Source organism: Dongia rigui (genome assembly GCF_034044635.1).
GTDB lineage: Bacteria > Pseudomonadota > Alphaproteobacteria > Dongiales > Dongiaceae > Dongia > Dongia rigui.
Genome location: NZ_JAXCLX010000002.1, coordinates 1 through 12,723 on the forward strand (window position 1 = coordinate 1; position 12,723 = coordinate 12,723).

The following is a 12,723-nucleotide window of genomic DNA, read 5'->3' on the forward strand; positions in this document are numbered from 1 at the left end:
GGGATGGAGCAGCCCGGTAGCTCGTCAGGCTCATAACCTGAAGGTCAGAGGTTCAAATCCTCTTCCCGCAACCAATCCATCAGAGCCCTCGACCCTACAGGTCGGGGGTTCTTTTGTTTTCGGACCTTCTTACCGGCAACCTTTACCGCCTCCCTGGAGTTTAATTCCACCAAGCCGACATAAAGGCCGGCCCGACTTTCCCGTTAAGCGGGAAAATTCTCTTGTGCTGCGGCGCAACATGATCACAATAGGGTCTTGATCGGTGGATAGGCTTAACTCCCGCCCGGTCGGTATCGGCCCCCCGGCGGCGATTTCCTGGAGGTTGCCGCATGTCCAAGATCGTCATTCATCTGGTCTATTCGTTAGGTGGCAAAGGGTCCGTGCAAAGGCGGGCCCATCTCGACGCTGAGGTGGCGCGGGCCGCCGGGCATGAGGTTGTCATGGCGACCGATCGCGTCGCCGGCCCCGTGCCCGCAGGCGTCAAGGTCGTGAAGCCGGCGCGATTGTGGCACCACCGCCTCCCGGGCGTGCTGCGGGAACTCGGCGCCATGATCGCGGTCCATTTCACGCTGGCGCGTTATCTGCGCAACAACGCCGCCGATGTCATCGTCTTTCATGATTCGACGTTGTGCTGGCCGGCCCTTTGGAATGCTGGCAAACGACCGACGGTCTATATGGTGCACGCGCTGATCCGCGACCGGATCGAGAGCGGCGCCAACCCCTATGGCGCCTTGCGCACCTGGCTCTACCGCCAGGCCAATCGTTACGGCCTGAGGCACAGCAGCCATGTGGTCTGTGTGTCGCAATACATGGCGAAGATGGCGATCGCTGAAGGTGCCGATCCGTCTGCCGTGGCAGTGGTCCCCAATCTGCTCGACCTTACCGAATTCACGACACCGCACGTCGCCGAATATGACGTGATCTATGCCGGCCGCCTCTCGGTCGAAAAGGGCGTCGGCACCCTCATCACGGCGCTCAAGGACCTCGATCCCCATCTCAAGGTTGCCATCGTCGGCGACGGGCCGCAGCGCGGCCAGCTTGAGGTGCACGCCGCCACGTCGGGCCTTGCTGCCTGCAGCTTCCTCGGCTGGGTCGACCGGGCGCGCCTGCGGGCGCTCCTTGCCACTGCCGCCGTGCAGGTCGTGCCGTCACTTTCCGAGCCCCAAGGTGTGGTGGCGCTGGAGGGGCTTGCCGCCGGCACACCGGTCATCGCCGCCAATGTGGGCGGGTTGACCGAAATGATCGAGCCGGAGACCAATGGCTGGCTTTTCCCAGCGGGCGATGCCGGGGCCTTGCAGCGGCTCCTGGAGCGGGTCCTCAGCGACCGGACGACCCTTGCCGGGATGCGGGAGCGGGCCAAGCGCTCGGCCCAGGCATTTGATCTCAGGACCATGCAAAATCGACTGGAGCGGATTTATCTTTGACGCGTACAGCTTTATAACGTGCAAGGATGCTGCGGTGCGGCATTGTGGATAACAGTCGAGACCAACCGCATGACGATGAGGCCTTCCTTGCCCGCCAATCCCCTGCCTGCCGAAGCGGCGACAGTCGGTTCCCCGGATCCCAAAATCAGCATCGTTATTTCCGCCTATAACCGGCCGGCGCCCCTGGTGGAGGCGGTCGACAGCGCGTTGCGCCAGACCTATCCCAATAAGGAAGTCATCGTCGTCGACGATTGTTCGCCGGTCGATCTGAAGGCGGCCCTGGCGCAATTTGGCGACCGCATCTTGTACCACCGCAAGGAAACCGGCTCTGGCCCCAGCGGCACCCGCAATGTGGGCGTCAAGATTGCGTCCGGCGATTACGTCGCCTTCCTTGACGACGACGACATCTGGCTGCCCAACAAGCTGGAGGTGCAGCTGGTCGCGATGGGAACGCGCGACGCCTCGGTCTGCGGATTCTCGGTGCTGGAGACGGGGCGGCTGGTCGTGCGCCCGGTGACCAGCATCGATACCGGCATGCTGCTCTATGGCAACAAATTCGCCGGCACCACCGGCTTCATGGCCAAGCGCAGCAGATTGCTGGCGGAGCCCTTCGACGAGACGTTGCGCTGGGGTGAGGATTGGGACATCTATGTCCGCTATAGCCAGAAGGAACCGCTGGTCTATGTGCCGCAGCCCTTGTTTCAGCGCCGCACGGGCAACAATGACAGCATCACCAAGAGCCTGAAGAAGGTCGCGAGCGGCAAGGAAGAGCTGTTCATCATGTCGCTGAAGAAGCACCGGAAGCTCCTGGGCGAGACGATCTTCCGCCGCCGTGTGGCCGGCATCAAACTGTCCAATCTCAAATACAAGGACGACAAGGCGGCGATCATCTGGGATTGCATGAAGAGCGCCGGTGCGCTGCCGACCATCTGGTGGCTTGCCTATAAGACGATGCGGGGTGACGCGCGTGTCTGAGCCCAGGGATCCCGCCACGGTCTCGGTGATCATCCCGGCCAAGAACCGCGAGCATGTCATCGGCCGTTCGATCGAGAGCGCGCTGGCGCAGACGGTGAAACCGCACGAGATCATCGTTGTCGATGATGGTTCGACCGACCGCACCGGCGATGTCGCGCGCAGCTTCGAGGGCCGCGGCGATGTCGCCGTGCGCGTCATCAAGAATCTGCAGTCGACCGGCGCCCCCGAGGCACGCAATATCGGCGCGCGGGCCGCCACCGGGCGCTATCTCGGCTTCCTCGATTCCGACGACGCCTGGTCGGCGGACAAGCTGGAAAAGCAACTCAACGTCTTTGCCAGTGGCACCGGCATTGCCGCGGTCTTCGGTGGCGTCGCCTATCACCGCGCGGGCAAGGTCCGGAACAAGATCGTCGAGCAGCCGATCATCTCGCAGCGCGGGCTGATGCGGCACAACGTGATCGGCCCGACCTCATCCTGCCTGGTGCTCTCTGATGCCTTTCATGCCGTCGGCGGCTTCCGCAAAGACATGCCAAGCTGCCAGGATTGGGAATTGTGGCTGCGCCTATCAACCGCGGGCGCGCTGCACATGGTGCCGGAACCCCTGCTGCATTATTACTATGACGGCACGGGGCAGATCTCGAGCAACGTCGCCAAAGTGATGGCCGGGCACCGCATGGTGTTCGACACGGTCTATCGGATGGCGGCGCATGACGCTGCTGAACTGCGGGCCTTGCGGGCCGAGCATGAGATGCTGCTGGCGAAATTGAACGCGATGACGTTCCATGATGCCGGCGCCACCTTCGGCCACCTCGCCAAGGCTCTGACTGCCATGCCATCGCCCAGCCTGATCGCGCGTGCCGTTCATTACGGGCTGCGCGTCACCTATCACAAAGCCAGATTGATCTTGAAGCCGGCCAGCCGGCGCTGACGTTTCCGCCAGCGCCGGTTACCTGGCATCAGCTGGCGGCAAGTGCCGCCGCTTCGTGGTCGCCCGGCAGTGACGTCGGGGCGATATAGGTATCGATATGCTGGCTCGCCACCAGCGAGGCGTCCGGCGTGTCGGTGTTGTGGATGGTGATCACCAGATCGGCACCGCCGGGCACGCTGGTGCCGCCCTGGTCATTGTCGCCGCTGCCGCTATCGGCCTGGTCGACATCGCCATCCGCATCCTTGGTGCCGTAGTGGAAGACGACATTGGTGTCCTCCGACACACCACCCGGCGTGAAGGTGTAGGCACCGGTGTCGAAGTGGAAGGTCATGCGGCCGCTATCCGTGTCGAACGACACTTCGCGACCCGAGATGACCACGTTGATGCCACCGGCGGCATCCTGGGACACGTTGGCCGATGTGCCGTCCCAGCTGAAGCTGACGTCATAGGCGTCATCGGCGCTGTCATAGCTCAAGGTGTAGATATGCGTCGCACCATCGCCCGCTGAATCCGCCTGACCGGGCGTCGCATTGTCGCCGATCTGCGAGGTGTTGCTGCCGTCGAGCACATTGCCGGTGATCGAATGCCCTTCGATGGTACCGATCAAGGTGCTGCCGAGATCGAGCGGATCGGTCACATAGAGCACGTCCTGCGCCGGCACATGGTCGCGGTCCGGGTCGGCCACGTCCTTGAGGTCGCGATCGGGATGGGCCGGGCTGCCGCCGATGTCGTCGCCGATGCCGACGGCATAGACATGGTCGATGCCGTTGCTGGGATCTTCAAGGAAAGCGTCCCAGGCGGCCTTCTGGCCGGCGGTGAGGTGATTGCCGTTGTCCTTGTCGCCACCCCAGGTCGGCTTACCATCGGAGACGAAATAGACGACGTTGTCGACATCGCCGCTCAGCTTGCCCGGTGCTTCCCACGCGGTTTCGGCGGTAGCGAGCGCTGCCTGGTAGTTGGTCACGGCCTTGGGGTCGAGGATGATCGCCTCGATGGCGGCGATCGCATCGGCGACGCTGCCCCAGCTGAACGCGGTGCTGGCGGTCTTGTCGAAGGTCACCACGGTGACGCGCACGTCGCCCAGCGTTTCATAGGTATGGAGGAGGTTGCTGAGGGCCGCCTGCGCGATCTCAAGGCGCGACTGCACGCCATCGACGCTGGCATCGGCGTCTTCCTTCATCGAGCCCGAGACATCGAGCACGATCATCACATTGGTGTCGCGATAGCCGTTCTCGTCGCCGCTATTGGCATCGTTGTAGTTGATCGGCGCGATGCCGGTCGGCTCATCGACCGCCAGTGTGGTGAGGTCGTCGTCCTGCGGATCGTAGAACGAATTGGCGCGCTGAATGACCGTGTAGTTGAGCGACGTCGCTTCGAGGCCGCCGACGGCGTCGAGGCCACCGATGCCGTCGGAGGGATCGAACGGGGCGAAGATGCCGCCGGAATTGTCGGGACCGGTGCCGGCATCGCCCGCGGCCGGGCCGGCCGCGGTCTGAATGTCGATATTAGGATCGGTCGAGGCGAGCACTTCCGCCACATCGACAGGCGATCCATTGGAACCGACGATCTCGACCGGTGCCGCTTCGTTGGCATCGGCATAGCCTTGCAGAATGACGGTAACGTCGCCGGACTTGATGGCGAGATTGCCGTTCTCATCGCCCAGGCGAGCGTCGAGCCCGTCGGTGGGGAACGGCAGCTGGATGGTTTCACCGGCGGTGACCGGGATCCGAACGATGTTGTCGCCGGCTGGGACCTGAACCTGAACCACGGGGCCCGCGCCCTGGGTCAGGATCGCGCCCTCGACGTCACTCTCATGGATCACATGGTCAGCAACGCTGTCCGAATTGAGGCTGGATTCCACGTTCATAGCTGGCTCCATGATGGGTTTGTGGACTGCAGGATGCCGGCAACACACGGCTAAGCACCGGGTTTGCCTGACAAATTAAAGCTCCCTCTCGCGCACAACGTTTTCAGACCGCCCGAGGGCTCGAATCCATCTACGCTGCACTGCAAAAGTTCATTGCTCGGAAGCTAAACGTGGAGGGCTGGGAAGCGTCAATCGTCGTTTACTGAAATGAGATTAAAATGCCCGTTTTTTGCATGTTATTACGCTTTGCTGATAGGAATATCACGGTTATGTCACAGAACGGCAGACACTTAATTTTCTATTAACATCATCGTGTAAGGTTCTGGGTGCCTGAAATTTAGTCACTTATATTATGCAGTTATATGCCTCGTTGGAACGTTTTGCGACTAAGGGTTGGTATAAAGTGACAGGGAGAAATGCGCTTTGCAGCCCGGCCTGGAGCGGAATGTACCGGATTATCACAGATGTAAACGTGTTTAAGCTAAGTCATCGCTGGCTCTCCAAAGGGCTGGCGATTAGCATTATTGACGCTAAAATGAACCCATGTTGCATCGCGATAAATGATCGTATCCTGGGGTCGCCAGGTGGCAGTGCACAACGAGGAGTATCGCGTGGCTGACGCCTCAATTTTGGAGACACCGACCCGCATGACGGACCGCCCCGCCGATGGCAACACGGCTCATGGCACATCGGCCAAGAGAACGAAGATCTGCGTCGTCGGGCTGCGGGGCGTCCCGGGAGTCATGGGCGGAATTGAATCCCATTGCGAGCAGATATTCCCGCGCCTGAAGCGCCTCAACGCTGATTACGACATCACGATCATCGGCCGCCGGCCCTATGTGAGCGGCGCGCCCTACGCCTATGAGGGGCTGCGCGTCGTGCCGCTGCCGGCCGCGCGCAGCAAGTATCTGGAGGCGATCACGAATACGGCCCTGGCCGTGTTGTATGCGCGCTTCTATGAGAAAGCCGACGTCATCCATATCCACGGTATCGGCCCCGCTCTGATGGGCCCGCTGGCCCGCCTGCTGGGCATGAAATTGGTCGTCACCCATCACGGGCAGGATTTCGCGCGGGCAAAATGGAACAGCGTCGCCAAGGCGGTGTTGCGACTGGGCGAGCAATGCGCGGTCCGCGCGGCGCACCGGGTGATCGTGGTCTCGAAATCGGTCACCGAAGAGTTGCGCCGCCAGAATCGCCGTGGCGAAGCCCGCATCGAGTACATCCCGAATGGCGCTACCGAACTGCCGGCCGATCCGCTGGTGGGTGACGGGGTGGCGCCGCTCGAGGCATTGGGGCTGACCCCCGGTGGCTATATCCTGGCCGTTGGCCGGCTGGTTCCGGAAAAGGCGTTTCATTTGCTGATCGATGCATATCGCGTGGCCAAGCCAGGTTACAAGCTCGCCATCGTCGGCCGCGCCGACCATGACGACGACTACTCGCGCCAACTCTTGGCGAAGGCGGGCGGCGACGTGATTTTCTGCGGCTTCCAGAACCACGGCACATTGCGCGCGCTTTACCAGCATGCGGCATTGTTTGTGCTGCCGTCGACCCATGAGGGATTGCCGATCGCGGCATTGGAAGCAGCCAAGCTCGGCGTGCCGATGGTGCTGAGCGACATTCAAGCCAATGTTGATATCGGCCTTGCCCCCGACAACTATTTCCGCAGCGGCAATGTCCATGCGCTGGCCGCCAAACTGGGGCAGGACTATCAGAGCTTCGCGGTCGACGCCCAGGAGATCGGGCGCCGCTTCGATTGGGGAGCCATCACGGAGGCGACACAGAAGGTTTATGCCCAGCTTGCTGCAGCTTGATTTGATCCACCGCGGAGCAGCCCGGTGACGATGTTGGCGTCATCGGCGGCCAAGCCGTCCTTGCGCCTGTCGGCCTTGTTCCGCCAGGGGGCCGCGCTATGGGTGTTGGCGCTGATCAACTGCGCCTTGGTTGCGGGCGCCTTCCACAACTCGGTCGCGGCGACGCTCGATGTCTGGATGAACTCGCCGGAATACAATTATGGCCTGCTGGTGCCGGTGGTCGTGGCCCTGATGCTGTGGCGCGATTTGGGGCGCAGCACGGCGCCGCAGGCGGGCGGCTGGTGGGGTGTGGGGTTGGTCGGCTTCGGCCTTCTCCTCGGGCTCATCGAGGCGCTGAGCCAGACACGGTTTCCGGGGCAGGTAGGTCTTTTCCTCAGCCTGATCGGCATCTATGTCGCCTGGCAGGGCGAGGCACGGTCGCGCGCCACTTGGCCGGGCCTTGTCTTTCTGTTGTTCGGCCTGCCGATGGCGAACGGCATTCAGGTGATCCTCACCGGCGCCTTGCAGATGGTGTCGTCGATCGGTGCCGTGGCGCTCATTCGCCTGGCCGACATTCCGGTCCTGCGCGAGGGCAATGTCATCGACCTCGGTCCCATCCAATTGCAGGTAGCCGAGGCGTGCAGCGGTTTGCGCTATCTGTTCCCGCTCGCCACTTTCTCGTTCCTCTGCGCCTATCTCTATATCGGCCATCCGGTGAAGAAGGCCGTCATTTTCCTGTCCAGCATTCCGATTACCATTGTCATGAACATCGTGCGCATTGGCGTCACCGGATTGCTGGTCGACCGCTTCGGTGTCGCGGCGGCGGAGGGCTTCTTCCATGACTTCGAAGGCTGGATCATCTATTGCGCCTGTCTTGCCATCCTTGCGGTCGAGATGAAGCTGCTGTGCTATATCGGCGGCCATGACCGGTCGCTGCTGCGGCGGCTCGATCTCGACCTGCCGCCCAGCGGCGGCAAGACGGCGCCCGTCAGGCCTGCCCAAGCTGCGCCGGGCCTTGCCGTGGCATTCCTTGCCTTCCTTACCCTGTTGCTGGTCGTGGCCATCGGCACAAGGCCCGAGCATGTGCCCGTGCGCAATTCCTTCGCGCTGTTCCCGCGCGAGATCGGCGCCTGGCAGGGCGTCGAAGCGCCGGTCGATGCCGACTCCCTGCGCGCCCTCAATGCAAGCGACCATCTCAGTGTCAATTTCGCGCGCAACGATGGTGCGCTCATCAACACCTGGATCGCCTATTACAGTTCGCAATACAGTGGCAACGCCGCGCATTCGCCCCTGGTCTGCATGCCTGGCGGCGGCTGGCAGATCGAGCAGGCCGGTGTCACCACGCTGAACGTCAGCCGCGACGGTGCCACGACGGCGATCCCGGTCAACCGGATCATCATCGCGCAAGGGAACACTCGGCAGCTGGTCTATTACTGGTTTGTCGAAGGTGGTGCCATTGAGACGAATGAGTACCGCGCCAAGGCGCGACTGTTCGCCAATGCCGTGATGGAAAATCGCCGCGACGGCGCGTTGGTACGTTTTGTGGCACCGATCAGCGGCACCGACATTGCCGCAGTCGATGCACAGATGCAGAGCTTTATAGCGGAATTGCTGCCGGTCCTGCCCACCTACCTGCCATGAACGGCAGGGCGGTTGCGGGATCGGTAAAAGAAAAGGTGGAAGGTCGAGATGGCCATGGAAACTGATGATCGTCTGATCAATATCGATATCATGGGGGCACTTCGCCGCCGCAAATGGTACGGCATCGTCGTCGCAGCCATCGGTATTGCGGCAACGGTCGGCGTGGTCATGAATTTGAAGGCGACCTACCAGTCGACCGCCACGATCCTGATCGAGGAGCCGGACGTGCCGGCCGATCTGGTCAAATCGACGGTTTCAACCTTCGCCAATGACCGGCTGCAGGTGATCCAGCAGCGCGTCATGACCAGCCAGCATCTGAATGAGATCATCGACCGGTTCGGGCTCTACCCCGAGATGCAGGTGAAGATGCCGCGTTCGGCCATCGTCAACAGCATGCGCGGCAAGGTCACGATGGAGGTGGTCAGCGCCGACATAGGCGGGCAGCAGAACCGGCGCGCGCAGAACCAGGCGACCATCGCCTTCAACCTGTCTTTCGAGCATGAGGATCCGAGCGTTGCCCAGCAGGTGACCAACCGGCTGACCGACATCTATCTCGCCGAGAACGACAAGACCCGGCAGGAAAAGGCGGCCGGCACCACGGTGTTCCTGACCGAGCAGGCGGACAAGCTTGCGGCCGACGTGCAGAGTCTCGAAAAGCGCCTGCTCGAGGTGAAGTCGAAATACAATGGCAGCCTGCCCGAGCAGTTCAACTTCAACACCCAGCTGCTCAACCAGGCCCAGGCGCAGTTGCTGCAAAGCCGCAGCGACATGCAGATCCTGACCGACAAGAAGGCGTTCCTGCAGAACCAGCTGGCCACGATCAGCCCCTATACGCCGATGATGGCCAATGGCCGGCCGGCGACGCCGCAGGCCCAGTTGCTGCAGCTGGAGCTGCAATACAGCGACATGTCGGCCAAGTACGGCGCCAAGCACCCGGATGTGGTGAAGTTGCAGCGCCAGATCGAGGGTCTCAAAGCGCAGATGGGCGAGGTCGACAATGCATCGATCGACCGCGCCCAGTTCGATACGCTGCAGGCGCAGCTCAACGACGCGCTGCAGCGCTATGGCGAGAAACATCCCGAGGTGGTGAAACTGCGCCGGCAATTGGCCGAGCTTGCCGCAAAGCCAGCGGCGCCGAGCATTTCCAAGCTGACGGCACCGCAGGGTCCGCCGGACAACCCGATCTACATCCAGCTGCAGGCACAGCTTTCGGACGCCACTGCGCAGCTGGGCGGCGTCACGGCCCGCATCGCGACGCTGGAGAAGAATGTCGAGGATCTGCAGGCCCGCATTCTGCAGACGCCGGCGATCGAGGCGGAATACAATTCGCTGCAGGATCAGCATCGCGCCGCGCTGCAGCGCTATCAGAGCTTCAAGGACAAGGAGGCCGATGCCCAGGTCGCCGAGAACATGGAGCAGCAGAGCAAAGGCGAGACCTTCTCGGTGATCGAGCCGCCGCAGTTTCCGGATTCGCCGGTCTCGCCCAACCGCAAGCTGCTTTATGCCGCCGGGTTGATGCTGTCGATGATGCTGGGAGCAGCCGTCATGATTGCGCTCGATATGCTCGACGCGCGCATCTATGACGGACGCAACCTGATGCATGTCTTTGGCGAGATGCCGCTGGTTTCGGTGCCCTATATCAAGACCCGGGCCGAGGTGAAGGCGCGGCGCTGGCGTTATGCCGGCATGGCCAGTCTCACCATCATCTGTGCCATCGGCATTTCATCATTCTTGTATATCAAATATCTGCCACCGATGTGATGGCGAGGGAGACGAGGAACGGATGAGCGAGAGCGTGACTATTTCGCAGGATATTCCACTGACGGGCACAGGAACGGCGGGCAACGAGCGGGCGGAAGATGCTGGCCCGCGTTCGCTCGACGATCTTGCCAAGCCACATACGGCGGGCTGTGCTCGCAGCTTCGCGCAGTTGAAGAGCTGGCTGAAGGCCGACCTCTATCGCTATGCCGGCCGGTCCGATCTCAAATCCTTCGTGCGGCATTTCCTGTTCACGCCGGGCTATAAATACACCGTCTGGATGCGCACCTGCGGCTATTTCCGCGTCAAGACCTGGGCGAAGCTGCTGTTGCTCTATCCGCTGTCGAAATGGATCCTGCTGCGCTGCCGCTACAAGTACGGCATCGTCATTCCCGAATACACGGTGATCGGGCCGGGCTTTTTCATCAATCGCTTCGGCGGCATCTATGTGAACGGCGATGCGGTCATCGGCAGCAATGTCAATTTCACCCACGGCATCATGCTGGGTCAGGCCAATCGCGGCAAATACATGGGTTCGCCCATCGTCGGCGACCGCGTCTTCCTGGCATCTGGCGCCAAGGTCATCGGCCGCGTGCGGCTGGGTGATGGCTCGGTGGTCGGTGCCAATGCCGTGGTGACCAAGGACGTGCCGGAGAACGGCGTCGTCGGCGGCATCCCGGCCAAGGTCCTGTCGCTGGCTGGGTCCGACGGATACGTCAATCGCACCGCGCCTCTTTAAGGCGCGGTGCTGCTATCGACCGTTATCGTTTCGCTCCGCATCTCGCCATTGACGGCCACGTCATGCAGTTCGATGACGCCGGTTGCATTGCTGTGGGCGAGGGTGGCGCCTTGGCGCAGGTCGATGGCGCCGCCATGCATGCGGATGACCGGTGGTTCCATGCTTTTCAGCTTGTTGAGGCCGAAGGCAAAGGTGCCGTCGCCGGCCTGCAGCTTGGTGTCGACGATCTCGCACTGGCCGGTCACCTGAACGCAGCAGCCGGCGCTGTTGCCGCGGCTGACCGGTTCGCGGAAGTCGCAGTCGCGAATCAAATTATCGCCCATCGCCCAGATGCGCGCGCCGAACTTGCAATTGTCCGAACCGCTTTTCTCGATGGTGACGTTCCTGGTCTTCAGGTCGAAGGCGGCGTCGCCCATGTTGCTGCCGTGGCAATTGCGGATGGTGACGCGGCTGGTGCCGCTTTCGGTGACGATGCCGTCGCCCTGGGTGTAGCCGGGGGACCCGTCGGCCAGCGTCTTGGTGCTGATGGCGTTGCTGAGCTTGACGTTCTCGAACAGGATGTCGCTGCCCTTGGTGATGGCGATCAACTGACAGACATTCTTGGCGCCAGCATCGAGGTTGTTGGCGTCGAGATCGAGATTGCGGAAAACCGCCTGCGACAGATCGTGAAAGCGCGCGAAGCCGCGAATGATACCGAAGGCGCGACAATCCCTGACCGTGATGTTGCGCAATCTGCTGCCCTCGTCGGTCTCGATGACGCGGCCGACATTCGTGCCGGCGATATCGGCAAAGGTGAAGCCGTTGAAATCGGCCGATTTGGTCTTGCCGGAACGGAATTTGAAGAAGCCGTCGCCCGACGTGCCTTCCATGCGGAAGCCGGCGAGCAGGGCGTGCGCGGCACCTTTCTCGATGCCGATAAAGAAGGGTGCGCCCTTGCCGCGGTTGAATTCGGCAACCGACCAGGGAGCGACGCTGCGGAACTGGGCGCCAGCGTCATCGCCGGCGGGAAGGGCCAGGGCCCCGGCATCGTTGACCACCCCGGCCATGACGATGATCGGCGCGTCGGCCGTGCCTGCATTGCGCAGAAAGACCTGTGGCTTCTTGCGGCCGAGTTCGAAGAGGGCAGGCTTGGCCGGATCGACCGCCAGGAGCAGCGCGTCGCCAGGCCCAGCCAGAGCCTGGGATTTCGACAGCCATTGCAGCGGCATCGCATTCGACCAGTTTTCGCCGCTATGCCCGCCATTGCCCCAGCGCGTGAAGTATTTGACCGATCTGGCGGCGGCGATGGCCTTCTGGGTCTCCGCCGAGAAGCCATCGGCGATGGCCGCCCAGGCCTGCCGCTTTCCGAGCGCCACCAGCCCGGCAGCGAGCATCATCTGGGCGAATTGCCGACGATTGAGGCGGGGGAACGGCGAGGTCGGAAGCTGATCATTCTGGCGGGGCATTTAGAACCTGTGGGTCATGAACCGGGTGTCGGTGAGGAGACTGGTGATCGGGCGGCACCCTGTCAACGCGAAGGACGGGTTAATTCCGTGACAAGCGTGAAGCCGCGCGTATTTTCATTGCCACGACAACGGGCATATGGTCGAGAGCTATCGGCC

9 protein-coding genes are annotated in these 12,723 nt (G+C 62.2%); 7 read left to right on the forward strand and 2 right to left on the reverse strand.

The window, feature by feature from the left end; all coding sequences use genetic code 11:
* The first annotated feature begins 329 nt into the window (after positions 1-329).
* The 3 genes from SMD31_RS11490 (at position 330) to SMD31_RS11500 (ending at position 3,327) form a co-directional block, all read left to right on the forward strand.
* Positions 330-1,424 (forward strand): glycosyltransferase family 4 protein, encoded by a 1,095-nt coding sequence (locus tag SMD31_RS11490; protein WP_320501030.1) that lies wholly within the window; start codon positions 330-332, stop codon positions 1,422-1,424.
* Between the two features lie 87 nt (positions 1,425-1,511).
* Positions 1,512-2,399, forward strand: coding sequence for a glycosyltransferase family 2 protein (locus SMD31_RS11495; RefSeq protein ID WP_320501031.1), 888 nt, complete (start codon positions 1,512-1,514; stop codon positions 2,397-2,399).
* A complete protein-coding gene (locus tag SMD31_RS11500; RefSeq protein ID WP_320501032.1) occupies positions 2,392-3,327 on the forward strand; it encodes a glycosyltransferase family 2 protein in 936 nt (311 codons plus the stop codon). Before SMD31_RS11495 ends, SMD31_RS11500 begins: the two co-directional genes overlap by 8 nt.
* Before the next feature lie 28 nt (positions 3,328-3,355).
* Here the strand turns inward: SMD31_RS11500 and SMD31_RS11505 are convergent, their stop codons facing one another.
* Positions 3,356-5,194 carry a VWA domain-containing protein gene (locus SMD31_RS11505; RefSeq protein ID WP_320501033.1) on the reverse strand — a complete coding sequence of 613 codons (1,839 nt, stop codon included), beginning with the start codon at positions 5,192-5,194 and terminating at the stop codon, positions 3,356-3,358.
* 611 nt (positions 5,195-5,805) lie between these two features.
* Between SMD31_RS11505 and SMD31_RS11510 the strand changes: the two genes are divergently transcribed.
* From SMD31_RS11510 to SMD31_RS11525, 4 genes are read left to right on the forward strand one after another with little or no spacing between them, the layout of a single operon-like run.
* A complete protein-coding gene (locus SMD31_RS11510; protein WP_320501034.1) occupies positions 5,806-7,005 on the forward strand; it encodes a glycosyltransferase family 4 protein in 1,200 nt (399 codons plus the stop codon).
* A 30-nt stretch (positions 7,006-7,035) separates the two neighbouring features.
* Positions 7,036-8,625 (forward strand): VPLPA-CTERM-specific exosortase XrtD, encoded by a 1,590-nt coding sequence (gene xrtD / locus SMD31_RS11515; RefSeq protein ID WP_320501842.1) that lies wholly within the window; start codon positions 7,036-7,038, stop codon positions 8,623-8,625.
* Positions 8,626-8,673: 48 nt separating this feature from the next.
* Complete coding sequence (locus SMD31_RS11520; protein WP_320501035.1) at positions 8,674-10,386, forward strand: GumC family protein; 1,713 nt, start codon at positions 8,674-8,676, stop codon at positions 10,384-10,386.
* Positions 10,387-10,408: 22 nt separating this feature from the next.
* Positions 10,409-11,122 (forward strand): serine O-acetyltransferase, encoded by a 714-nt coding sequence (locus tag SMD31_RS11525; protein ID WP_320501036.1) that lies wholly within the window; start codon positions 10,409-10,411, stop codon positions 11,120-11,122.
* On the opposite strand, the gene SMD31_RS11530 is transcribed toward SMD31_RS11525, so the two are convergent.
* A complete protein-coding gene (locus SMD31_RS11530) occupies positions 11,119-12,567 on the reverse strand; it encodes a hypothetical protein (protein ID WP_320501037.1) in 1,449 nt (482 codons plus the stop codon). The genes SMD31_RS11525 and SMD31_RS11530 overlap by 4 nt on opposite strands.
* Between the last annotated feature and the right edge of the window lie 156 nt (positions 12,568-12,723).